We start from the raw sequence: 24,314 nt of genomic DNA, 5'->3' as shown, positions 1-24,314 counted from the left end.
CGAGGAGAACGTCTTGCAACGCCGGAAGATCCACAACACCCGCGTCGAACTCACCGAACTCGGTTTCGGCGCCGCGGTGATCGGCAACCTCTACCGGACCACCTCGGCCGAGGACGCGTCGGCCGCCGTCCACGCGGCCTGGGACGCGGGCATACGGTACTTCGACACCGCCCCGCACTACGGGCTCGGCCTCTCCGAACACCGTCTCGGGGCGGCCCTGCGGGAGCACCCCCGAGACGACTACGTCGTCTCCTCCAAGGTCGGTCGGCTTCTCGTCCCCAACGAGCAGCCACGAGGCGTCGACAGCGACGGCTTCGTCGTACGCGACGACCTGCGCCGCCAGTGGGACTTCAGCCGCGACGGCGTACTGCGCTCCATCGAGGACTCCCTACGCCGCACCGGCCTGGACCGGCTGGACATCGTCTACCTGCACGATCCGGACGACCACTGGCGGCAGGCGGCCGAGGAGGCCATGCCCACGCTCGCGGAGCTGCGCGACCAGGGCGTGATCGGCGCGATCGGCGCCGGCATGAACCAGTCGGCCATGCTCGCCCGCTTCCTGCGCGAGACCGCCGCCGACGTGGTCATGCTCGCGGGCCGCTACACACTCCTCGACCAGTCCGCCCTGGACGACGTCCTGCCCGCCGCGTACGAACTCGGCAAGAGCGTGGTGGCGGTCGGCGTCTTCAACTCCGGCCTGCTCTCCCTCAACCGGCCCGCAGAGGGGATGAAGTACGACTACCAGGAGGCCCCACCGGAACTGATCGCCCGCGCACGGGCGATCGCCGAGGTATGCGAAGCGCACGGCACCACCCTGCCCGCCGCCGCCATCGCCTTCCCGGCCACCCACCCCAGTACGGTCAACGTCACGCTCGGCATGCGAGACCGCGCACAGGTGACCCGCAACGCGGAACTCCACCGGAGCACCATCCCCCAGGCGCTCTGGGACGACCTCCGCTGCCAAGGCCTGATCAGGCCCGACGTCCCCAGCGGAAGTTGAGGCCGTAACGATGTGGCGAGGTCCCTGCCTCGTCATTGCACCGAGGAGACCGGCGCGATCACACTGTCCCGCATGGGGGACTGGATAGGGCTGTTCAGCGTCTGGGGCGTTTTCTACGCGCTGTACAAGTCAACGGAGTGGAACGATTTTCGACGCGACAGACAGATCAGGGCCGAGGCAGTTGAGCGACACCTCGAAGCGGAACGGCAACCCGAGGACGCCGCCCCGGGCAGACAACCCTTGCTCGGGACGACTTCACTCGCCCTGATCGCCTATCACCACAGCTGGGCACGGGACACGCTCGTCGTCGACATGCTCCTTCACGGCCTTCTGCAGCGGTCGAAAGCACTCGGCTCCAGCTATCTGGAAGTGCGTCAGCCGAGATCCCGCGGCCGGGCCGCATCATCCCGGGCCATCGCCAAAATGGGCGAGACGTGGACCCGTGAGCAGCAGATCATCGCCAAGGCAACCGGCAGTGACGGCTCCCCCCTGCGCCTCGACAGCGACACAGCCATGGGGGCTCTCTACCAGGAACTCGTCACCGACGGGTACATCCGCCCCGCCGACGCCCTGACGATCGAGGTCGAAAACCCTCCTCATCGCACGACGCTCGCGGCCGGCATCGTCGGTCTGCTCCTCACTGGCCTCCAAGCCCTGTGGTGGGACCCGAACAACCACCGCCTCGTGTCGTGCCTCCTCCTCGGCATCGTCATGAGCGCGTTCTGGAGCGCGGCGATGCTGACCAGCGGGCTCACGTCCGCCACCGTGAAAGCCAAGCTTCCCAGCGCGACCGCACGCGGCGAACGGGCGATCGCCGAGGCTCGCGCTCACTGGGCAGCCGTGGACCCGGCCGGCCGCACGGAGCCGTACACACCGGACGAGGCCGTGCGCGCCATGGCCGTGTTCGGCCCGGAAGCACTCGGCCATCTCGAGCGGTCCAACTCCACCGTCAAGGCTATCTTCGATGACCAGCGCGCCTACTTCCAACGGCTCAACGACCGGCGCATGAGCCTCGAACACGGGGATCGCGTGGGCTGGTGAGGCTCAGGGCCCGCACAGTCCCACCTAGTCTTCTGAGTCAGGAATTCTGTTATCAGGTCAGCGGATCGAGGGGAGACAGCGGCGATGAGCGCCACGTAAGGCGACGCCCAGTTCGGCTGCGAGATCAGCTCCTCACCCGGCGGCCAGACCCGACAGTGGGGCCGGGGACCGCTGCCGCGGTGAGCCTGTCCCACAGCGGACCCCCGTAGCCTTCGCCTGTGCTGCTGCTCTCGACTCAGGTGATCAAGTCGCCCAGCGGCAGGGCACACAGGGGGTTCTGGCGGCGGGTAGCAGTCCCTGACCCGGTTCACGGGTGGCCACGTCCCTTACCATCCCGTCGGCAGGCTCCTGAGGAACGGGGCAAGCCGGCCGGCGATCACCCGGTCGTCGTGAGCCGAGGTGTGCCCGTCACATCCGAGGAAGTCCAGGCCCGACTGTTCGAGGAACCAGTAGTGGACCCGGCTGTCGCCGGCGTCGTTGCGCGCCTCGACCACCTGCCGCACATGCTCGGCGTTTCTGTCGAAGCCGACGGCTACGAGGGTGGTGCCGGCACCGTAGCGAGTCCGCAGTTTCCGGAGGAACTCGCCGTAGGCGGTGCAGTAGGCGGCCGCGAGGCTGTCGGGCGTCCACGGTTCACCGGGGGTGAGGTCGGAGAAGTCGTTGGAGCCAAGGTTGACCACCACGATCTGGGGGCGCCACGTTCCCGGGTTCTGCCAGACGTCGCCGTCCATGTTCAGCAGGGCGCGGTCGTAGTAAGTCCGGTACGTGACGTCCGGGCAGATGCCGGCGACGTTGCGCACCATGCCGAGGCCGGAGAAGCCGTTGATCTGGTAATCGGCGTCCAGCTGCTGGGCGGTGAGGGCGCCGTGGCTCACGTCGCTGTTGGTGTTCCGCTTGAGGTGCTCCGGATTGCAGTCGCTGGTGCCCGACACATTGCCATAGCCCACCGTGATGGAGTCCCCGATGAACTCGATCTGGCGGTCCCGGGGCGCCGGCTTGCTCAGTACGGCGCCCCCGGGCGCGGCAACGAAGCCTCCGAACGTGCTGGTGTCCCCCGGGGTGTCGTTGCGTTTGACGACCCGGACCGTGTGCTCGCTGTCCCGCAGGCCGTTGATCCAGTGCGTGGTGTCGCCGGGTGTGACCAGGGTTGCGACGGTGGCCCCGTCGACCTGGACGTCGTAGTCGGCGGTCGCGCAGTCGAGTACCACCCCGATCCCGGTCCCGCGGAAGCGGCCCTCGAAGTACACCCCGGGCCAGCTGAACTGCACCGTCTTCCCCAGGTTTTTGACCCGCCCTGCGGTGTGCACCTGCTCCGAGACGCTCTTCATGGGGACCAGTTGCCTCAGCTCATACCGCGGGCCCGCGTCCACCGCGGCAGGCGCTGCCGGGCGCCTCCCGCGCCCTGGCTTCGGGTTCCCTCCTCTGAAAGTCATCTGTGTGCCATCTCTCCGTCCCTGTGGCGCATCGGTGGGTAACGGCTGAACGTCCGACGTTCCACCCCTGAATGTCAACCAATTTGAAGGGAAGAAATAGATCAACGGGCGCCCGATTTGCGCGACTTGTAAGGTGAACCTTGGCCAGCGCGCGCGCCAGTTCTTGAGGTGCGCGAAGCCCGTGCTCGACCAGGGCCTGGACGGCGGCCCAGGGCCTAGGTGTATTCACCCGCAGCGTCGCGACGCCCGGCATGCCGAGAGCACGCACCGAATGCCGCTCCCTCTTCCACGGAGACTTCTGAAACACGGCCTAGTCTTCTGAGTCAGGAATTCTGTTCAGATATGAGGCGAGGCGTTCGAGGATTTCGTCTGCGGTCTTCGTCCAGACGTAGGGTCTCGGCTCGGTGTTCCAGGCGGCAATCCAGTTGCGGATGTCCTTCTCGAGAGCCTGGACGGTCTTGTGGACGCCTCGCCGTATCTGTTTGTTGGTGAGTTCGGCGAACCACCGCTCGACGAGGTTGAGCCAGGATGACCCGGTCGGGGTGAAGCGAAGGTGGAAGCGAGGGTGGGCCAGCAGCCAGGTCTTGATGGCCGGAGTCTTGTGGGTGGCGTAGGTGTCCAGCACGAGGTGGACATCGAGACCAGCGGGAACTTCGCGGTCGAGCTTGATGAGGAACTTCTTGAATTCCTCGGCGCGATGGCGGCGGTGGAGAGAGCCGATCACTTTTCCCGTGGCGACCTCCAGGGCGGCGAACAGTGTGGTGGTGCCGGCGCGGACGTAGTCGTGGGTGGTCCGCTGGGGAACTCCGGGCATCATCGGCAGCACCGGCTGAGAGCGGTCGAGTGCCTGGATCTGCGACTTCTCGTCGACGCAGAACACCAGAGCTCTCTCAGGCGGGTCCAGGTAGAGGCCGACGACGTCGTGGACCTTGTCGACGAAGTACGGATCCGTCGACAACTTGAACGTCTCCGAGCGGTGCGGCTGCAGGCCGAACGCCCGCCAGATCCGCGACACGGTCGACTGCGACAAGCCCAGTTCCTTCGCCATCGAACGCGTTGACCAGTGGGTGGCGTGATTCGGTGTGGACTCCAGCGTTCTGGCGACCAGCGCGGCGACCTGCTCGTCCGTCACCGTCCGCGGCCCACCCGGACGCGGCATGTCACCCAGCCCGGCGATTCGATACTGCACGAACCGGGCCCGCCAGCGGCCCACCGCATGAGGCGTGGACCCGAGTTGAGCAGCCACGTCCTTGTTCGAAGCACCCTGGGCGCAGGCCAGGATGATCCGACACCGCAGGGCCCATGCCTGCGGTGTCGAACGGCGCCGCACCCACCCCTCGAGAGCGGCCCGCTCCTCGTCCGACAACGTCAACTCGACCTTCGGCCGCCCCGTCCGTGCCATAGGGCAAGCCTACACATCTGAATGGAATTCCTGACTCAGAAGACTAGCCCCCCTAGCCCCCTAGCCCTCGCAGTCCTCGCAGTCCTCGTAGAGGAAGTCGCTCACCGCGGGTCCGGCGGTGCCAGGGTGCCGGATGGCGTCCGGACCGCCGATGCGCAGCTGCCACGGGTGTGGGCTGTCGGTCGTCACGCGGAGCCGGTCGCCCTCGCGGCGTACCTGGAAGCGGGCTGTCTCGCCGGGGCCGTCGGTACGCGGGACGACGACCGTGCGTTCGGCACCGTCGGTGAAGGCGTGCACCCGCAGTTCGACGTGCTCGGCCCGGGCGGAGACCGGACGCTGGTCGTCGGCCGCCAGCGGGATGGTCGCCATGGCCCCGACGTGTCCACGCGCAGGGTCAGTTCGCCGGAGGTGAGCTCCAGCAGCGAGCCGTCCCGGTGGACCTTGGCCGCGGCCTCCTCGGAGCCGGGCAGCGCGAACTCCGGGCCCGGATGCACGGATCCGGCGTGGTGGGTGGTGCGCACCCCGATCACGCCCTCGGCCGGGGACCAGCACTCCACGGTCAGCAGCGGGCTGTTGAGGGTGCCGCCGCGGCGGGTGACGTGCTTGACCGGGGCGTAGAGGGTCATCCGGTGTTCGTCGGCGCGGACGTCCGCGATCTCGGTGGCGTAGCGCGTGCGGTGCATCCCGGGCGCATCAGCCAGTAGCCGTCCGTGAACTTCATCGGGCGTCCTTCGTCCGGGCGCGGTGTGCTGTGATCAGGTCCCGGTACCAGCGGTAGCTGTCCTTGGGCGTGCGGGTCTGGGTGTCGTAGTCGACGCGGACCAGGCCGAACCGCTGGTCGTAGCCGCGCGCCCACTCGAAGTTGTCCAGCAGCGACCAGACGTAGTGGCCGCGCACATCCACGCCGGCGGCGATCGCGTCGGCGACCGCCTGGAGGTGGTCGGCGAGGTAGCGGGTCCGGTCGTCGTCGTGGACGTGGCTGTCGGGTGCGACGGTGTCGGCCTCGGCGGATCCGTTCTCAGTGATCCAGATCGGGGGCAACCGCGGGTAGCGGTCGTGGAGTTGGCGGAGCAGTTCGGTGAAGGCGGAGGGGACGACCGGCCAGCCCATGGTGGTGTGCCGGGTGCCGTACGGGTCCGTCTCGGCCACGCCGATGTCGACCGCGGTGCGCTGTTCGGGATCGGGCGCCTGGTGCGGTGCGGCGGTCACACATACCGGCCGGTAGTAGTTCAGGCCGACGAAGTCCAGCGGCGTGCCGATCACTGTCAGGTCGTCCGCCTGCCGCCAGGGGCCGTCGGCGAGGTGGGCCCAGGTTTCCGCCTCGTGTGCGGGGTAGCGTCCGGCGAACAGCGGCTCGGCCCAGATGTCGTTGTGCAGGGTCTCGGCGCGGCGGCGGGCCGCCGTGTCCTCGGGCCGGTCCGAGGCGGCGTGGATTCGGTCCAGGTTGAGGGTGATGCCGACTTCCCGGACACCCGCCGCGCGCAGGGCGCGTACCGCCAGGCCGTGGCCGACGAGCAGGTGGTGGGCGGCGGCCAGGGCGCCGCTGCCCTCCCGGGTGCCGGGCGCGTGGCGGCCCTCGGCGTGGCCGACGAAGGCGGAGCAGTACGGCTCGTTGAGGGTGATCCAGCGCTGCACCCGGTCTCCGTAGCGCTCGGCGGCGAGGGCCGCGTATGCCGCGAGCGCCTCCGCGGTGTCCCGGACGCGCCAGCCGCCACGGTCTTCCAGAGCCTGCGGCAGGTCCCAGTGGTAGAGGGTGACGGCGGGGGCGATGCCGGCGGCGAGCAGCTCGTCGATCAGCCGGTCGTAGAAGTCCAGGCCCTTGGGGTTGGCCTGGCCTGTTCCCTCCGGCAGCAGGCGGGACCAGGAGATCGAGAACCGGTAGCTGTCGACGCCGAGGTCCCGCAGCAGCGCGATGTCCTCGGGGTAGCGGTGGTAGTGGTCGGCGGCCGTGTCGCCGGTGGCGCCGTCGAGCGTACGGCCCGGGGTGTGGCTGAAGGTGTCCCAGATGGAGGGGCCGCGGCCGTCCTCGTCGTGGGCGCCCTCGATCTGGTAGGCGGCGGTGGCGGCGCCGAATCGGAACCCGGCGGGGAGCATCGGGAAGGCGGGGGTGTTCATGCGGTTCCGTTCTCGGAGGCGCCGAAGGAGAAGGTGGCGAGGCGGAAGTCGCCGTGCAGGGTCAGCCGTAGGTCGTGGATGCCGTCGGCTGACGGGGTCGTGTCGGCGGTCGCCGTGGTCCACGTGTAGCGGCTGCCGGTGACCGGTGGGGCGAGCTCCGCGAGGAGCCGGTCGCCGAACCTGACCTCAAGGCGGGCCTCGCCCGACCCGGCGCTCTCGCGGGCGACCTCCGCCTCGACGCGGGTGACGCCGGACAGGTCGACGGACTGGAACAGCAGTGTCGCGGGCCGGGTGGGATCGGTCGGGGTGACCGCGTCGCCGGCGGCACGGGTGGCGTCGACGAGGGTGACGTCCGTGCAGTCGTCGAAGTCGGCGGCCCGGATGCGCCGGCCGGCTACGACGCGGGGTGCGGGGGCGGTCCCGGTCACCGTCAACGGTGCGGCCTCGACGATGTGTTCGGCGGAGCGGGCGACGAGGACCTCGTAGGCGCCTGGGTCCACGGTGAAGGCGCCGGTGGTCACGTCCCAGTGGGCGAGCTGTTCGGCGGAGAGCCGGAAGTCCACTTCCCGGCTCTGCCCGGGCTCCAGGGGCACCTTGCGGAAGTCGGCGAGCTTCAGCCGGGGCGCCTCGTACCGCGCGTCCACGGCCCGGACGTAGAGCTGGACCACCTCGGTACCGGGCCGTGCGCCGGTGTTGGACAGCGTCACCGAGACGTCGAGCGTGCCGTCCTGAGACACCGTCGGCGTGGACAACCGCAGGTCGCCGTAGTCGAATTCGGCGTAGGACAGGCCGTGGCCGAAGGGGTACAGAGGTGCGCCGCGGTGGTACTGGTAGGTCCAGCCGGCCTTGATGATGTCGTAGTCGAGCGGGTGCGGAAGCTCGTCGTCGCCGAGGTACCAGGTCTGCGGCAGCCGGCCCGACGCGTCGACCTCGCCGAGCAGTACGGCGGCCAGCGCCCGGCCTGTCTCCTGCCCGCCGTGGGAGGTCCACACCACGGCGGGCAGGTGTTCGTCCGCCCAGTCGAGGGCGTACGGGTAGCTGCTCATGACGACGAGCGCGGTCTCCGGGCGGACCGCGGCGACCTCGCGCAGCAGGGCCTCCTGGGTGGCGGGCAGGGCGGTGCCCGTACGGTCCTCGGTCTCGCGGCCGTTGATGAGCGGGTGGTTTCCGAGGACGACGATGGCGATGTCGGCCGCCGCGGCTGCGCTGCGGGCGTCGGCGTGGCCGTCCCGCAGCAGCTCGCGATGCCAGCGTTCGGCCTTCTGCGGGCTGTCGGCGGTGGTGGTGACCCTGCCGTCGTCCGGGTCGACGACGGCGTAGCGGCCGGTGAAGACGTTGCGCAGGAGGACGGTGTCGGCGTCGCCGAAAGGATCTGTTTCCAGGAGGAAGGTTTCGTTGACGAACCAGGTCTTGATCATCTCGTGGTCCGCGACGAGCGAGTCGTCGTCCTTGCGGGTGAGGTAGCGGCCGGTGTCGGCGTCGCGCAGGGTCAGCACGCCGTCGCCCCACTCGGTGACGTCGTAAGCGGCGTTGCCGAGTGGTTCGCCCGTGGTGTGGGAGCGCAGGGCGATACGGTCGGCGGCCTCCACGGCGACGACGTCACCCGCCGCCGCGCGCAGTCCGGACGCGATGCCGACCCGGTAGGGCAGGGTGCCGCTGTACCAGTCCTCGTACAGGGCGTCGGCGTGCGGGCCGATGACGGCGATGCGCGGTGCCCGGTCCGCCCGGAGGGGCAGCAGGCCGTCGTTCTTGAGCAGTACGACCGACTCGGTCGCGGCGCGCAGAGCCAGGGCGCGGTGCTCGGCCGAGTCGATCACCTCCGGGCCGGTGCCGGCGTACGGGTCGAGCTCGGGGTCGAACTCACCGAGACGGAAGCGGAGTTGCAGCTGGCGGCGCACCGCCCGGTTCACGTCCTCCTCCTCGATCAGTCCGCGCTCCAGCGCCTCGCGCAGTCGGCCGATCACGGTCGCGCTGTCCTCGCGGTGATCGGTGAAACTGTCGATGCCGGCTTTCAGCGCGGCGGCGTGGGACGTGGCGTGGTCCTCGAAGTAGTGCTCCAGTTCCACCAGGTTGCAGGGCGCTTCCTCGTCGCTGACCACGAACAGTTCGTGGCCGGCCTGCCGAGCCCAGCGCCGCAGCTCGTCCTCGATGAGCGGACTGACGTGGCAGGGGCGCCCGTTGACCAGGTTGTAGGCGGCCATCGCACCGGTGGCCGCGCCGGAGGCGATGATCGGGCGGAAGGCGGCCAGGTCGTACTCGTGCAGCACGCGGGGGCGCAGACCGGAGGAGGTGACGCAGCGGTCGTTCTCGTTGTTGTAGGCGAGGAAGTGCTTGAGCACCGGGGCGGCGCGCAGGAAGTCGGGATGGTCGCCGGCCAGGCCCTGGCAGTACGCGATACCGAGGCGCGCGGTGTGCACCGGATCCTCGGAGTAGCCCTCCTCGTTGCGGCCCCACCGCGGGTCGCGCAGCAGGTTCACCACGGGCGCCCACGCCTGCAGACTGTTGACGCCGATGCCGTTCGCCGTCGGACGGTGCTGGTGGAAGGCACGCAGTTCGACCGAGACGGCCTCGGCCACCTCGCGGACCAGATTCTCGTCCCAGGTCGCGCCCAACCCCACGGCCTGTGGAAAGACCGTCGCCTCGCCGAGCCAGGACACACCGTGCAGCGCCTCCGTGCCGGTACGGAACGAGGCGATGCCGAGGCGCTCGACGGCCGGCGCGTACTGGTGCAGCAGCGCGGTCCGCTCGTCGAGCGTGAGCCGCCCGAGCAGGTCGTCGACGCGCTTGTCGACCGGCAGCGCCGGGTCACGGAACGGAACGCGGTGGGCGGCGGACAGGGACGGAGAACCCACGAGGCAGACCCCTATGCAGGCTGGCAACGGACTGTTGAAGCGCTTCGACGCTGCCATCGCCGTCGCAGGCTGTCAATGATGCAAGGGAAAGTAAGTTTCTTGGCTTTCACGCCTCTTGTTTCGTGAGAAACATGTCATTAACGTTCGCCGCCAGGTGAAGCGCTTCGACGATCAATGGGGAGGTCCCCGCCACCGGACCGCGACAACCGCACCCCCGAAAGGACTTGAGCGAGTGTCAGACAATCAACAGGCGGACGCCACCTTCCCCAACCCCGTCATTCCCGGCTTCCATCCCGACCCCAGCATCTGCCGCGTGGGCGACGACTACTACATCGTCTGCTCCAGCTTCGAGTACTTCCCCGGCATCCCCGTGTTCCACAGCCGCGACCTGCTGCACTGGACGCAGATCGGCAATGCCCTCGACCGGCCGACCCAGCTCCGCCTGACCACCACCGGCACACGGTCGTCCGGCGGCATCTACGCTCCCACCCTGCGTCACCACGACGGCCGCTTCTGGCTGATCGTCACCAACGTGACCGAGGGCGTCGGCAACATCCTGTTCACCGCCACCGACCCCGCCGGACCCTGGTCCGACCCGATCCACCTGCCGGAGGTCCCGAGCATCGACCCGGACCTCGCCTGGGACGAGGACGGCACCTGCTGGTGCACGGTCGCCGGGATCTCGCAGGTCCGCATCGACCCGTACACCGGGGAGACGTTCGGACCGCCGCACAAACTGTGGTCCGCCGGCGCCGACGCCAAGACCCCGGAAGCACCGCACCTGTACCGGATCGGCGACTACTGGTACCTGCTCATCGCCGAGGGCGGCACCGAGCGCTGCCACGGCGTCTCGATCGCCCGCGGCCGTACGCCCACGGGGCCGTTCGAGCCGTGCCCGGACAACCCGATCCTCACGCACCGCGGCACCGACCGTCCCGTCCAGAACACCGGCCACGCGGACCTGGTCCAGCGGCCCGACGGCTCGTGGTGGATGGTGTGCCTGGGAGTCCGGCCGGGTGGTGGAAGCCCGGGCTGGCACGTACTGGGCCGCGAGACCTTCCTGACGCCGGTCGAGTGGGTGGACGGGTGGCCCGTCGTCGGCGAGGTGACACCCGAACTGCCCGCCCCCGCCTGGCCGCTCGTCCCCGGCCCCGTCGAGGCGGTTCGGGACGACTTCGACCTCGGCGAACTGCGGCCCCAGTGGATCTCCGTGCGCGACCGTCCGGCAGAACACTGCACCACCAAGGAGCGGTCCGGCTGGCTGACGCTGCGCGCCCGGGGCGGCTCCCTGGACGAGCCGGACATCGTGTTCGTCGGCCGCCGCCAGCAACACCTGACGTGCGAGGTGCGCACCCGGATCGACCCGGCGGAAGGACGCGGCGGCCTTGCCGTGCGCCTGGACGAGGAGCACCACTACGAGATCGAGGCGTCCGAAGGAGAGGTACGCGTCCTCAGCCGTATCGGTCCGCTGCGCAGCGTCGTGGAGTCCCGGTCCGTGCCCGCCGGGCCCGTGGTCCTCGGCGTCCGCGTCTTGGGCATCCCTCTCCGGGACGCCCTCACCGGTCCCGACGTCCTCGCGCTCGGCATCGAGGAACCTGACGGCGCGTTCACCGAACTCGCCACGCTCGACGGCCGATATCTGTCGACCGAGGTGGCCGGCGGCTTCACCGGCCGGGTCTTCGGCATGTACGCCGCGTCGGGCACCGTCCACTTCGACTGGTTCGACTACGAGCAGTCCGCCTCCTGAACCACAGTCACGTCACCGTCCGAGGACGACCTGCCCTGCCCCCCATGACTGTCCGCTCTCACCATCCCCCCACGGGCGGAACCCCCGCTCGGCCAACAGAGAAGGATCGAAGATGAAGGGAACGCAACACCCCACCCGGCGCCGCAGTCGCGGCCCCGGCCGTCTGTTCGGCCTCGTTCTGGCGCTGGTCGCCGCGATCGGGCTGACCAGCACCACCGCGTTCGCCCTACCGAGCCACCAGGACGCGTCCCTGATACGGCTCCCGCTGCCCAGGCTCGCCGCCGCCCCGGTGGACACGGTGGCCGCGATGCAGCCCAGCTGGAATCTGGGCAACACCCTCGACGCCATCCCCGACGAGACCTCGTGGGGCAACCCGCTGACCACCAAGGCCCTCTTCGACACCATCAAGGCCCAGGGCTTCCGCAGCGTCCGGATCCCCGTCACCTGGAGCGGCCACCAGTCCGCCACCGCCCCCTACACGATCGACGCGACTTGGATGAACCGCGTCAAGCAGGTGGTCGACTGGGCGCTGGCCGACGGTCTCTACGTCGTGCTCAACGTCCATCACGACTCATGGCAGTGGATCGCCACCATGCCCACCGACCACGACAACGTTCTGGCCCGCTTCAAGGCCACCTGGACCCAGATCGCCGCCAAGTTCCGTGACTCCCCGCAGGCGTTGCTCTTCGAGAGCAACAACGAGCCCCAGTTCAACAACACCACCGACGCCCAGGGCAACCAGTACAACAACGAACTCAACACCGCCTTCCACACCCTGGTACGCCAGTCCGGCGGCAACAACGCGACCCGGCTGCTCATGCTGCCCACCCTCCACACCAATGCCGGCCAGGACTTCCTGGACGTCCTGGTCAGCGAGATGAAGTCGCTGAACGACCCCAATCTCGTGGCCACCGTGCACTTCTACGGCTGGTACCCGTTCAGCGTGAACATCGCCGGCGGCACGCAGTTCGACGCCACCGCACAGAAGGACATGACGGACACCTTCACCCGGATCCGCAACACCCTCACCTCCAAGGGGATCCCCGTCTACCTGGGCGAGTACGGCCTGCTGTCGTACCCCGACTACAACCACCCGCCCCGTGTCGAACCGGGCGAGGGGCTCAAGTACTTCGAGCAGTTCGGCTACGAAGCCCGCGCGGCCGGCGTGACCACGGCCCTGTGGGACGCCTTCAACTTCCTGAACCGCACGACGCTGCAGTGGCGCGACCCCGCCATCGTCAACCAGATCAAGTCGAGCTGGACGACTCGCTCGGGGACCGCCTCCTCGGACCGGATCTTCCTGGCGAAGTCGAGCGCGATCACCGCCAAGACGCTCACCCTGAACCCGAACGGCGGTACCTTCCTGGGGCTCTGGCAGGGCAACACCATGCTCGCCGCGGGCCGGGACTACACCGTCTCCGGCAACCAGCTCACGCTCACGGCCACCGCCCTCACCCGGCTGGCCGGCAACCGTGCCTACGGGGTCAACGCGACCATCGAGGCCCGGTTCAACCGGGGCCTGCCCTGGAAGATCTACGTGACCACCTACGACAGGCCGGCACTCTCGAACGCGACCGGCAACACCAGCGGTGTCACCGTCCCCACCCAGTTCCGCGGTGACCAGCTGGCGACCATGGAGGCCACGTACGCCGACGGCAGCAACGCCGGCCCGACGGACTGGACTCCCTACCAGGAGTTCAACGAAGCCTTCTCCCCCGACTACCCGGGCAACGCTCTCCTGCTCACCTCGAAGTTCGTCAACTCTCTGCGGGACAACGCGCAGGCGACGCTCGTCTTCCACTTCTGGAGCGGAGCCACCGTGACGTACCGCGTCACGAAGTCCGGAAGCACGGTGACCGGCACCGTCGGCTGACGGACGGTCGGTCCCTTGGCCCGGGTGCCCGGTCCGGCACCCGGGTTCTCCCCCGCTCCGCTCAGCTCTTCGGCGGGGCCGTGCTCTCGCGGATGGTGAGGGTGGTGGCGATCTCCACTCCCATCTGGGGCACGTCCTCGCCGCGGCCCAGTGCCAGTGCCATTTCGGTAGCGGCCACCGCCATCTCCGCCAAGGGCTGGTGGACCGTGGTCAGGGGCGGATCCACCCAGGCCACGGCCGGTACGTCGTCGAAGCCCACCACGCTCAGGTCCTGCGGGATACTCAGCCCGAGCTCGCGCGCGGCCCGGTAGACGCCCATGGCCTGCATGTCGTTGGCAGTGAAGACGGCGGTGGGACGCTCGGGCCGGGAGAGCAGGTCGCGTGCCGCCGTGCAGCCGTCCTCTCGGGTGAGGAGGGTCTTGACCACCAGGTCCGGGTCGACCGGTATCCCGGCCTCTGTGAGTGCGGAGGTGTAGCCGGCCATCCGCGCGAGACAGAAAGGATGATCAGGCCCGCTGATCATGGCGATACGCCGGTGCCCCAGTCCGACCAGGTGCCGGGTCGCGGCGTGGCCGCCCCTCCAGTTGGTGGCGCCCACGAACGGCACGTCGTCGGGGAGCTCCTCATTGGGGTCGAAGACGACGAACGGGATGCCCTTCGCCGTCAGCTGGGCCCGCTCCTTCTCCGACAGCTGTGCCACCGACAGGACGCACTGCGGGCGCCGCCCCACGGTGTCGTCGATGTTCCTGGCCGGCGTGTCCTGGAGACCGAACTCCGACACCAGGACACTGACCTTGTTCCTCCGGGCCACCCGTTCGACACCGCGGATGATCTCCACGGCCCACATGTTCTCCAGCTCGCGGAAGACCAGCTCCACGAGTTTGCTGCGGTTCTTCGGCGGCTTGCGGTAGCCGTACCGCTGGATCAGTTCCTCGACGCGGGCCCGCGTCTCGTCCGACACACCCGACCGGCCGTTGAGCACCTTCGACACCGTGGGCACCGAGACGCCGGCGGACTCGGCGATGTACGCGATGGTGACCGCTGCCGGTCCTTCACCCCTCGTGCTCCGCTCTTCGGTCGCGTCCGTGGAAGGTCTGTCTGATCGGCTGTCCGGCACGGTGGTCGGCCCCCATCCCCTGGCCAAATGAAGCGGCGCTTCACCGCCTCCGCGGGTCACGAAAGCATACAACCGACTTTCGCACCCTCACAGGACGTCGGCCAGCGCTCCCTGGACCCACTCCGACCAGTCAATTGACAGACTGAAGACTCTTCCCGCAACGCGCATTCGGCAGTCCGGTCAACAGCGATACTTTCGCGCGCGGATGAGTCAGATGCCGTACGGCCAAAGGCAGCCAGAAGCCTCTGGCCTAGACCACTCGGTCAAGTTTCGATCTCCCCTGACCGAGCCGGCGACAGAAGCGGGTTACCAGCGGTAAGTTCCCGCTGCCCCCCTCCACTTCACAGGAGTTCCGCTTCATGCGCCGTCTTCTCACCTGCCTCACGGCCGCGGCCATCACCTGCGGTGGGTTCGTCACCACCGCGTCCCCCGCCGCTGCCGCGGACCCGGCCTCCGGGTCCTTCAGCACCCTCACCTACAACGTCGCGGGCCTGCCGGAGATCCTCTCCAGCGCGTCCACGCCGCGCGAGTCCAGTACCACGACGATCGGCCAGCGCATCGCGCCGTACGACATCGTGCACGTCGAGGAGGACTTCAACTACCACTCCTACCTCTACGCCGGCGACACCGCGCACGCCTACCGCACCCCCACGAGCGGCGGAGCCGCTATCGGCAGCGGGCTCAACACCCTGTCCAAACTCCCCTACGACACCGACGACTTCGAGCGGGTGCGCTGGAACTCCTGCCAGTACGACTCCGGTGACTGCCTGACGCCCAAGGGCTTCACCTTCATGCGTGAGCGGCTGGCGGAAGGCGTCTACGTCGACTTCTACAACCTGCACACCAACGCCGGCACCAACGACGGCGACCTGGCCTCACGCGCCGACAACCTCAACCAGCTGACGTCCTTCATCAATGCCCACTCCGCCGGCAACGCCGTCGTGGTGATGGGCGACACCAACACCCGCTACACCCGCTCCGGCGACACCATCGCCGAGTTCGCCGCCGCCAACGGCCTCACGGACGCCTGGGTGAAGCTCATCCGCGGCGGCACCCCGCCCGCCAAGGGCAGCGACGCCCTGGTCTGCGACCAGACCGGGACCACCGTCCCCAACACCTGCGAGGTCGTCGACAAGATCCTCTACCGCGGCAGCAAACTCGTGTCGCTCGACGCCACGTCCTACAACAACGAGCACGCCAAGTTCCTCACCGACGCCGGCCTCATGCTCTCCGACCACGACCCGGTCGCGGTCGGCTTCTCCTGGTCGCGCAACGCGGACTTCCAGCTCAGCGACCAGTACGGCGGACCGCACGGCGACTACTACAACGACATCGACGCCGTACCGGCGGGCGCCCGCCCTGTCAGCCTCTCGCTGCGCAGCGGCTCCCGCGTCGACAGCGTCGGTCTGACCCTCGACAACGGCAAGGTCCTCACCCACGGCGGCACCGGCGGCACCGCCTCGTCCCTGACCCTGGGCAGCGGGGAGTACGTCACCTCCGCCCAACTGTGCCAGGGGGACAAGGACGGCCACACCCGGATCTTCTACGCCAAGTTCTCCACGAACCTCGGTCGCACCCTGGCCGGCGGATCCACCACGTCCGACTGCGTGACACGCACCGCGCCGTCGGGATGGCAGCTCGCCGGGTTCCACGGCCGCGCCGCCGACGAGATCGACAAGCTCGGCCTCATCTACACGAAGCGCTGAACCTCCCTCTGCACCGGACACGCGGCGGCGGCCTCAGGGCCGTCGCCGCTTGTGCAGTTCCGCCTGCGAATCCGGCCCACCTGGCATCGATGCGTTTCGCCGTCAGGTGGGTGAGAGCGGAACGCGGCGGGCGAGTTCGGCGGTGACGGTGAGCCTGCGTTGCCCTCGCCCCGGCTCAGCGCAGACCTCGGCGGGACCGGCGGCTCCGGTTCGGGCCGTGCGAGCGAGGCGGCGACCGCGGTGCGAGTGCTCGGGCATCCATCAGTGCGGTCGACTGCCTACCCAACTGGCTTGCGCGGAAAGGCGGTTGACAGACCCGTCAGGAATCGCGCGATCAGCCGGCCGTCCGACACAGCGCGGCGGCAACGCGGACGAGATCCACGGCGCGGCGGCGGGTCAGAGGCTCTGCCAACGGCATGGCGGGATGCAACCACGTGGGGTGGATGGTGTCGGCGGAGCGTTCGCGTCACTTGCCCTTGACGCGTGCGTCAGGGGTTAGCGTCTGCGCGCCGACGGCCGGACCGGAACGGCCGTCGCAGCCCGCGCTCACCCACGAACCCGTTCAGGAGCCCCGACATGGCCACATTCCCGCCCTTCACGACCCGCGAGATCCTGTTGGCCGAGAACCCCGGCGGGCTGCCCGGGCCGGAGCACTTCACGATCGCTCGGAAGCCGGTGCCCGTCCCCGGTCCGGGACAGGTCGTCGTCCGGAACCGGTACTTCCTCGTGTTCCCCGGGCTGCGCACGCTGATCGGCGGTCAGGCCGACGGCGTACCGCTGCCCCCCATCCATGTCGGCGACTCCCTGTTCGGTCCCGCTGTCGGTGAGGTCGTCGCCGCCGCTCCCGGCAGTCCGTTGCGGCCGGGGGACGCGGTCACGCATCAGCTCGGGTGGCGCGAGCACGCGGTGGTGGCGGTGGCCGACTGCACTCCGCTGGGCGATGTCCTGCCCGATCCGGTGGCGCATCTGTCGTCCGGTTCGGCCGCCTACGGCGCACTGACCCGGCTCGCCGAAGTCCGCTCCGGCGACACCGTGTTCGTCACGGGCGCGGCGGGAGCAGTGGGGACGCTGGCGGGCCCCGTCGCACGTCTGCTGGGCGCCGCGAGGGTCATCGGGAGCAGCCGGTCGCCGGACAAGGCCGGCCGGCTGCGAGCCGAACTGGGCTATGACGCGGTCGTGGTGCCGGGATCCCGAACAATCGACGAGCAGTTGGCCGCTGCGGCGCCGGACGGCATCGACGTCCTGCTGGACACCGTTGGTGGTGAACAACTGGCCGCGGCTGTGCGCGCCGCACGCCGAGGGGCCCGCTTCGCCCTGGTCGGCGCGCTGGCCGGACAGTTGTCGCCGCACCGGGACGGTGGCAGCGCCCCCGCGGAGATCGACACCTTCCGGTTCGTCAACCAGGGCGTCTCGCTGTACGGCTACAGCGGCCAGGACCATCCCGAGGTGGCGGCGGAGTGGACCAGGCGCTTCGGTGACTGGCTGCGCTCCGGCGAGATCACTTTCCCGCAGGTACGGATCCCGGGCATGGATCAGGCGCCGCGCGCGTTGCAGGAACTGTTCGAGGGGCGGCACTTCGGAACCGTCGTCGTGGAGTTGCCGCCGGCGTGACGCGTCGTCGCGCCCGGTCACGGCGACGGAGGCTGAGGTGCGGAGGCGATGATGCGGATCGGGGATGCGGCGGCAGCGGCGGGGACCACCCCGCGGGCACTGCGGTTCTACGAGGAGCGCGGCCTGCTGCCACCACCGCGGCGCACCGCCACCGGGCAACGCGATTACGGACCGGGCGAGGTGGCCCGCGTCCGTGTCATCCGTGAGCTGTTGACGCTCGGGCTCACCGTCGAGGATCTGCGCAGTTTCGCCGACCGGATCGGCCTGCTGGTCGAGAATCCGCAACGCCGGTGCGGGCGCCCCGATTCCGATGTCCCCGGCGCCGGCGGCCCCGGTGCCGGGGTCGTCGACCGCAGGATCGCGGCCCTCGACGCCGAGATCGACCGTCTGACCCGTCTGCGCACCGGCCTGGCACAGCGCACGTACGGACAGCTATGACGACCCGTCTTCGGCAGCGGAACCGGCAGGATCACGGAATGCTCATCGTCATCGGCGGGCTGCCCGGCACCGGCAAGACCACACTCGCGCGACTCCTGGCCGCACGGATCGGCGGGGTCCATCTGCGGGTCGACACCATCGAGCAGGCGATCGTCCGTTCCGGCCTGGCGCGGCACCCCGTCGGGCCGGCCGGCTACGTCGTCGGATACGCCTTGGCCGAGGAGCATCTCCGTCAGGGACTGACCGTGGTCGCCGAGTCGGTGAATCCCCTGGCCATCACCCGCGACAGTTGGCGGGGCGCGGGGGCCGGGGCAGCCGTCCCCGTCGTCGAGGTGGAGGTGATCTGCTCGGATCCCCTGGAACACCGACAGCGCGTGACCTCCCGAGCAGTCGACATCCCCGACCTGCCGTTGCCCGACTGGCAACAGGTTCTGGAACGCCCCTACGAGCCGTGGGACCGAGAGCGCATCGTCGTCGACACGGCCGGACAGAAGCCGGAGGAGTCGCTCGCCTCACTGCTCGGCCGCCTTGCCCCGTCGGACAACCACCAGTTGCGCCCTCAGAGCAGGTCGAGGGCGTCGAAGCCGTAGCTGGGGCTGAGGTAGCCCCCGCCGCCAGCCGAGCCGCTGGCGGCGTCGATGCGCAGGGTGTTGGTGCCGGTCAGCAACTGGGCGGCGGGGATGACGTATTCGTATGTGTGGTTGTTGCCGCGGTAGCTGCCGACGGTCAGGGTGCGGGTGGAGGGCTCGGTGGCGGCGGCCGGGATCGCGGAGGTCCAGGTGTTGTTGACGGTGGTCTGGGGGCGGCCGCCCGCCTTGGCGGTGGTGATGCCGATGCGCAGGGTACGGTCGGCGGCGGCCTGGGCGGCGGTGAGGGTGAAGGAGACCAGTAGGCCCTGGTTGATCTCCTTGAACTGGTAGGCGGGCCAGGCCGAGGTTGCCGAGCTGCCGATGACGTAGGTGCCGGCGGTCCAGGCGGCGGCGCGGGAGTCGGAGGGGTGGGCGTAGGTGACGAGGGAGGCGTTCTTGAAGCCGGCCGGGGTGCCGTTCCAGTCGCCTATGCGCCAGACGGCCGGGGCCGCGGTGGGGTCGCCGGTGATCGTGATCGTGTGCAGGGTGGTGGCGGCGCCCGCGGTGACCGTGACGTCCTGGGTGTGCACGGCGAGTTCACCCTTGTAGACGGTGAGGGTGTAGGTGCCGGGAAGGACGCCCTTGACCGTGTACTTGCCGGTGGCCCCGTCCACCTTCCCCCAGTACTGGGCCTGGGAGTTGGCCACCCCCACGACGTAGGGGTACGAAGTGTCGCGCCCCGCGAGCCCGTTGCCGACGACGCGCCCGCGACCGCCCGCGCCGGTCCAGCCGGTGAGGCCGAGGGTGTCCACCCAGGCGGTGTTGTCGCGCCCGGACACGGCGGCGGTCGGCGCGGACCCGTCGGTGAAGGCGAGGACGTACGGGCCGTGCAGACCGAAGCGTTCGGCTTCTGTCTGGCCCTCGGCGTAGTAGAGGTGCTCGTAGAGCCCGGCGCCGGACTCGTTGCCGTGGCGCAGGAGTTGGCGGACGAAGGGGCCGCCGGAGTCCTTCTCCTTGGTGGAGCGTACGACCCAGATCGAGGCGGCGGAGGAGCTGAAGCCGAAGTAGTCGTAGTCGATGGTCCGCAGGTTGGCGAAGTGCTTGGACCTGGTGGTGCCGTCGGTCTTGGCGAAGACGTCGGCGGACTCGATGACGGTGTCGGAGTTGGACCAGGTGTCCGGGTAGGTGGTGGGGAAGATGCCTGGCTTGAGGCGCGCGATGTAGCGGCTGGCGGTGACGGTGGTGTCCGGCTTGTAGGTGAAGAGGTAGATGTTGTTCTCGCCGCTGCGCGCCGCGTAGTAGTGGATCAGGGTGCCGTGGACGACCTTGATGAGGACGACTCCGGTGGCGGGCGTGGAGATGGTGACCGTCGAGGCGCCGAGCCCGCTCTCGATGTGGGAGTTCTTGCCGTCGTAGCCCTGGTACTGGGTGCCGTTGTAGTCGAAGGACGAGAGGTCGCCGTTGCTGTGGTTGACCTTGAAGACCAGACCGGCGCCGGTGTCGACGACGTAGTTGGTCCCGTCGTCGGTGTAGCCGAAGCTCGCGGCCGATGCGGTCACAGGAGTGGCGAGGGCCAGGGCGAGTCCGGCCGCCGAGGCGAGGACGGTTCGGCGGGAGAGCGGGCTGTCGAACGGCATGCGGACAACTCCTGTGGTGCGAGGGGGGTTGGGGAGGGCGCCCCCAAGCCTGCCCGCCCGATCGGCAGCGCACGAAGATCGACGGCCAGTGATCATGAAGATGTAACAGCAGGTCACACTGGGTCCCACCATGTGGGATTCGGCAGCGAATCCGCTTGATCATGAACGTTTCTTTTCACTTCTATGGCATTCGGCGATCGGAAGGGTTGGTTTCCGTACGCTTCTGGCCGTCCATAGAAAGGGATCTTCCGATGCGCTACACCTGGGCCACCGTTGTGGTGAGCCTCGCCGCCGCGGTCAGCACCGCACTGTCCACCGGCGCCGCCGCCGCACCGAACCGTCAAGGCCCGCACCAGCACCGCCAGTTGCTGGCCCGCGACGACTTCCGGCACGGCACCGGCCAGTGGTCGGCCGAGCTGGAGAAGGGCGGTAGCGTCACGGCGAAGCACGGCGTCCTCGACGTCGACGTGCCCGCCGGGGCCTCGGTGTGGTTCAAGCGGCCGTTCTCCGGCCGGTACGAGATCGACTTCACGGCCACCCCGGTCTCGGCGGGCGGTGTCAACGACCGGGTCAGCGACCTGAACTCCTTCTGGAACGCCCGGGATCCACGATCCCCGGGGAACCTGTTCGCCACGGCCCGCAGCGGCGCCCTCGCCGACTACGACCAGCTCACCACGTACTACGCGGGCCTCGGCGCGAACTCCAACACCACCACCCGCCTTCGCCGTTACGTCGGCGTGGCGGGCTCCCGGCCGCTGATCTACGACTACACCTCGCCGCTGCTCACCGCGAACGAGCCCAACCGCATCCGGCTGGTGTCCGACGGCAAGCACATCCAGTACTGGGACAACGGCGAGCTCGTCTTCGACTACACCGACGAGGACCCGTACACCAGCGGCTGGTTCGCCTTCCGGACCACCTGGAGTCACTTCCACATCACCGACTTCCGCGTCTGGCGGCTCCAGGACGGTCACCGTGGCTGAGATATCGCGAAGAGACGCCCTCAAGGCGGCAGCGGCAGCCGTTGCGGCGACCCAGCTCTCCTGGGCGCTCGCCGCCGACCCTGCCGCGGCAGCGCCGGCCGACGCCACCACCGCCGACCCCGTGAAGCTCACCTGGCTGGAGGGCGGCGCCCCGGCCGAGGCTCCCGGCACCACCTTCGGCGTGGCCTGGCCCCAGGGCTCGCTCCCCGCCGACCAGGCCTTCGCCCTCACCGCCGGCAACGGCACCTCCGTCCCCGTCCAGTCCTGGCCCACCGCCTACTGGCCCGACGGCACCCTGAAATGGACCGCCCACGCGGTCGGCGGCACCGCGGAGAACGACGCCGGCTACACCCTGGCCCCGGGCACACCCGCGAAGGCGGACACCGCGCTCACCGTGGACACCAAGGGCGGCACGATCGACGTCGACACCGGCGTCATCCAGGTCAGCATCGCCAAGGCCGGCGCACATGACGTCGTACGAAGCATCAGACGCGGCAACACCAGGATCGCGAGCAAGGCCGAACTGGTCGTACTGCGCCAGCCGGAGATCGACGACGACCACGACGGCAGCGGTTCCAGCACCCGATGGGAACGCTTCACCGGCCGCGTCGGCTCCGTCACCGTCGAGCAGGCGGGACCGGTGCGCGCCGTCATCCGTATCGAGGGCGAGCACGAGCGCGGCGGCCGCTCCTGGCTGCCCTTCGTCATCCGCCTCTACCTGTACGCGGGGTCCGAGGCGATCCGCGTCGTCCACACCATCACGTACGACGGCACGCAAGAGGCCGGCAAGGCAGGCGGCGACTTCATCAAGGGCCTGGGCCTGCGTATCCGTGTCCCCCTGTCAGACGAGCTCTACAACCGTCACGTCCGCCTCGCAGGCGCCGACGACGGCTTCCTCACCGAGGCCGTCCAGGGCGTCACCGGTCTGCGCCGCGACCCGGGCGCGGCCGTGCGTACCGCGCAGGTGAAGGGCGAGAGGCTGCCGGACATCTCCACCTGGGACACCCGAGTCTCCTCCGCCCTCCAGTACGTCCCGGCCTGGGGCGACTACTCCCTCGCCCAGCTGTCTGCGGACGGCTTCACCGTCCGCAAGCGCACCAAGGCCGGCCACGGCTGGATCCACACCACCGGCGGCACCCGGGCCCCCGGATTCGGCTACGTCGGCGGGGTCAGCGGCGGGCTCTCCTTCGGACTGCGGGACTTCTGGCAGAAGCACCCCGCCCAGCTCGACATCCGCGGCGCCGCCTCCGACGAGGCGACCGTCACCCTCTGGCTCTGGTCGCCCGAGGCCCAGCCGCTCGACCTGCGCTTCTACCACGACGGCCTCGGCCAGGACACCTACGACGAGCAGACCGCCGGGCTCAACATCACCTACGAGGACTACGAACCCGGGTTCGGCACCCCGTACGGCATCGCCCGCACCTCCGAGCTCTACCTGTGGGCCAACGCCGCCACCCCAACCGCCGGCACCCTGGTCGCGCAGAAGGACGCGCTGACCACCCCGCCGCAGCTCGTCGCCGCCCCCGAGACCCTGCACAAGGCGGGCGTCTTCGCCGGCCTCTGGTCCCCCGTGGACCGCTCGACCACCTCGAGGAAGACCGTCGAGGACCGCCTCGACCTGCTCTTCACCTACTACCAGGACCAGCGCGAACAGCGCCGCTGGTACGGCTTCCTGGACTACGGCGACGTCCAGCACACCTACGACCCGGCCCGCCACACCTGGTGCTACGACGTCGGCGGCTACGCCTGGGACAACTCCGAGCTCTCCACCGACCTGTGGCTCTGGCTGGCCTACCTGCGCTCCGGACGCGCCGACATCTACCGCTTCGCCGAGGCCATGACCCGCCACACCGGCGAGGTCGACGTCTACCACCTCGGGAAATGGGCCGGCCTGGGCACCCGGCACGGAGTGCAGCACTTCGGCGACAGCGCCAAGCAGGTCCGTATCTCGACGCCCGTCTACCGCCGCCTCTTCTACTACCTCACCGCGGACGAGCGCACCGGCGACCTGATGCACGCGCAGGTCGACGCGGACAAGACCTTCCTGGCCCTCGATCCCAACCGCAAGGTCCGCGCCGACGGCTACACGCCCGGGGACCGGCACGCCCTGTCCATCGGCTTCGGCACCGACTGGAGCGGCCTCGGCTGGGCCTGGTGGACCGAGTGGGAGCGGCGCGGCCCCAAGTGGCAGACGGCGAGGAAGAAACTGCTGGCCAGCGCCTCGACCATCGCCGCCCAGCCCAACGGCTTCGTGCAGGGCAGCGGCCTGTACGACCTCGACACGGGCGCCTTCGCCATCCAGACCACGCCGGTCATTGCCGTCTCCCACCTCTCCGCGAGCTTCGGCCTGCCCGAACTGGCCACCGAGCTGATCGACGCCCTCGACGAGAGCGACATCCCTGGCTTCAGGGCCGCCTGGCTGGACTACTGCCGCTACTTCAACGCCACCTCCGCCGAGCAGAAGGCCCGCTACGGCGCGAGTTTCAAGGTGAGCCTGGTCCAGGGCCACTCCCGCCTGGACGCGTACGCGGCGAGCCTGACCGGCGAGGCCGCGCTCGCCGCCCGGGCCTGGACCAAGTTCAGTGCGGGCGACGGCTACCCGGACGCGAGCACCTCCTGGGCGACGACGAAGATCAACGGCCCCACCGTGCTCAACGCCGGGAGCGACGCCCCCTGGATCAGCACCAACTCCACAGCGCTGTACGGGATCGCGGCCATCGAGAACCTCGCTCTGGTCGGTGAGGCACTGAACTGAGCCCGGGGCCCGCGCCGGTCATCAGGAGAAGCTCA

General features: G+C 69.4%; 18 protein-coding genes and 1 pseudogene. 10 read left to right on the top strand and 9 right to left on the bottom strand.

All coding sequences use genetic code 11. The features are described 5' to 3' along the window. Window positions 1-13: 13 nt before the first annotated feature. Window positions 14-1,000: an aldo/keto reductase gene (locus OG734_RS45645; RefSeq protein WP_330293269.1), complete on the top strand. Its 987-nt coding sequence runs from the start codon at window positions 14-16 to the stop codon at window positions 998-1,000. Between the two features lie 72 nt (window positions 1,001-1,072). Further along, entirely contained in the window at window positions 1,073-2,041 is a 969-nt protein-coding gene (locus OG734_RS45640) for a hypothetical protein (protein WP_330293268.1), read from the top strand. A 326-nt stretch (window positions 2,042-2,367) separates the two neighbouring features. Here the strand turns inward: OG734_RS45640 and OG734_RS45635 are convergent, their stop codons facing one another. The 6 genes and pseudogenes from OG734_RS45635 to OG734_RS45610 form a co-directional block, all read right to left on the bottom strand. Beyond that, window positions 2,368-3,369: an SGNH/GDSL hydrolase family protein gene (locus OG734_RS45635; RefSeq protein WP_330293267.1), complete on the bottom strand. Its 1,002-nt coding sequence runs from the start codon at window positions 3,367-3,369 to the stop codon at window positions 2,368-2,370. 415 nt (window positions 3,370-3,784) lie between these two features. Further along, a complete protein-coding gene (locus tag OG734_RS45630; RefSeq protein ID WP_330293266.1) occupies window positions 3,785-4,876 on the bottom strand; it encodes an IS630 family transposase in 1,092 nt (363 codons plus the stop codon). 60 nt (window positions 4,877-4,936) lie between these two features. Continuing rightward, the gene (locus OG734_RS45625; RefSeq protein ID WP_330293265.1) at window positions 4,937-5,065 is read right to left on the bottom strand and encodes a hypothetical protein; all 129 of its coding nucleotides are present in this window, start codon (window positions 5,063-5,065) and stop codon (window positions 4,937-4,939) included. Window positions 5,066-5,241: 176 nt separating this feature from the next. After that, window positions 5,242-5,597 (bottom strand): annotated as a pseudogene (locus OG734_RS45620) (alpha-xylosidase); the annotation flags it as partial. Further along, window positions 5,594-6,991, bottom strand: a complete 1,398-nt coding sequence (locus tag OG734_RS45615; RefSeq protein ID WP_330293264.1) for a GH1 family beta-glucosidase — start codon at window positions 6,989-6,991, stop codon at window positions 5,594-5,596. The gene OG734_RS45615 and the pseudogene OG734_RS45620, both read right to left, overlap by 4 nt. Continuing rightward, window positions 6,988-9,843: a glycoside hydrolase family 3 C-terminal domain-containing protein gene (locus OG734_RS45610; protein ID WP_330293263.1), complete on the bottom strand. Its 2,856-nt coding sequence runs from the start codon at window positions 9,841-9,843 to the stop codon at window positions 6,988-6,990. Before OG734_RS45610 ends, OG734_RS45615 begins: the two co-directional genes overlap by 4 nt. Window positions 9,844-10,075: 232 nt before the next feature. Here OG734_RS45610 and OG734_RS45605 point away from each other — a divergent pair, with 232 nt between their 5' ends. After that, window positions 10,076-11,590: a glycoside hydrolase family 43 protein gene (locus tag OG734_RS45605; RefSeq protein WP_330293262.1), complete on the top strand. Its 1,515-nt coding sequence runs from the start codon at window positions 10,076-10,078 to the stop codon at window positions 11,588-11,590. A 112-nt stretch (window positions 11,591-11,702) separates the two neighbouring features. Continuing rightward, entirely contained in the window at window positions 11,703-13,463 is a 1,761-nt protein-coding gene (locus OG734_RS45600; protein WP_330293261.1) for a cellulase family glycosylhydrolase, read from the top strand. 61 nt (window positions 13,464-13,524) lie between these two features. On the opposite strand, the gene OG734_RS45595 is transcribed toward OG734_RS45600, so the two are convergent. Beyond that, on the bottom strand, window positions 13,525-14,580 hold the full coding sequence (locus OG734_RS45595) for a LacI family DNA-binding transcriptional regulator (RefSeq protein ID WP_330293260.1): 1,056 nt from the start codon (window positions 14,578-14,580) through the stop codon (window positions 13,525-13,527). A gap of 359 nt (window positions 14,581-14,939) precedes the next feature. On the opposite strand from OG734_RS45595, the gene OG734_RS45590 reads away from it, so the two are divergent. Next, window positions 14,940-16,286: a jacalin-like lectin gene (locus tag OG734_RS45590; protein WP_330293259.1), complete on the top strand. Its 1,347-nt coding sequence runs from the start codon at window positions 14,940-14,942 to the stop codon at window positions 16,284-16,286. A 334-nt stretch (window positions 16,287-16,620) separates the two neighbouring features. On the opposite strand, the gene OG734_RS48240 is transcribed toward OG734_RS45590, so the two are convergent. Next, the gene (locus OG734_RS48240) at window positions 16,621-16,704 is read right to left on the bottom strand and encodes a putative leader peptide (protein ID WP_443065132.1); all 84 of its coding nucleotides are present in this window, start codon (window positions 16,702-16,704) and stop codon (window positions 16,621-16,623) included. Between the two features lie 158 nt (window positions 16,705-16,862). On the opposite strand from OG734_RS48240, the gene OG734_RS45585 reads away from it, so the two are divergent. The 3 genes from OG734_RS45585 to OG734_RS45575 are packed head-to-tail and all read left to right on the top strand — an operon-like array spanning window position 16,863 to window position 18,925. Next, complete coding sequence (locus OG734_RS45585; RefSeq protein ID WP_330293258.1) at window positions 16,863-17,897, top strand: MDR family NADP-dependent oxidoreductase; 1,035 nt, start codon at window positions 16,863-16,865, stop codon at window positions 17,895-17,897. Window positions 17,898-17,948: 51 nt separating this feature from the next. Next, window positions 17,949-18,335: a MerR family transcriptional regulator gene (locus OG734_RS45580; RefSeq protein WP_330294026.1), complete on the top strand. Its 387-nt coding sequence runs from the start codon at window positions 17,949-17,951 to the stop codon at window positions 18,333-18,335. 38 nt (window positions 18,336-18,373) lie between these two features. Then, entirely contained in the window at window positions 18,374-18,925 is a 552-nt protein-coding gene (locus OG734_RS45575; RefSeq protein ID WP_330293257.1) for an AAA family ATPase, read from the top strand. Here the strand turns inward: OG734_RS45575 and OG734_RS45570 are convergent. Then, a complete protein-coding gene (locus OG734_RS45570) occupies window positions 18,895-20,541 on the bottom strand; it encodes a rhamnogalacturonan lyase B N-terminal domain-containing protein (RefSeq protein WP_330293256.1) in 1,647 nt (548 codons plus the stop codon). The two genes, OG734_RS45575 and OG734_RS45570, sit on opposite strands and share 31 nt — an antisense overlap. Window positions 20,542-20,792: 251 nt before the next feature. Between OG734_RS45570 and OG734_RS45565 the strand changes: the two genes are divergently transcribed. Both OG734_RS45565 and OG734_RS45560 read left to right on the top strand, forming a co-directional pair. After that, the gene (locus OG734_RS45565; RefSeq protein WP_330293255.1) at window positions 20,793-21,524 is read left to right on the top strand and encodes a DUF6250 domain-containing protein; all 732 of its coding nucleotides are present in this window, start codon (window positions 20,793-20,795) and stop codon (window positions 21,522-21,524) included. Further along, a complete protein-coding gene (locus tag OG734_RS45560; RefSeq protein ID WP_330293254.1) occupies window positions 21,517-24,279 on the top strand; it encodes an exo-rhamnogalacturonan lyase family protein in 2,763 nt (920 codons plus the stop codon). The genes OG734_RS45565 and OG734_RS45560 overlap by 8 nt, the downstream gene beginning before the upstream one ends. Window positions 24,280-24,314: the final 35 nt, after the last annotated feature.

The organism is Streptomyces sp. NBC_00576 (assembly GCF_036345175.1).
Taxonomy (GTDB): Bacteria; Actinomycetota; Actinomycetes; order Streptomycetales; family Streptomycetaceae; genus Streptomyces.
The sequence above is the reverse complement of the archived record's forward strand: the minus strand, read 5'-3'. Positions and strand labels throughout refer to the sequence as shown.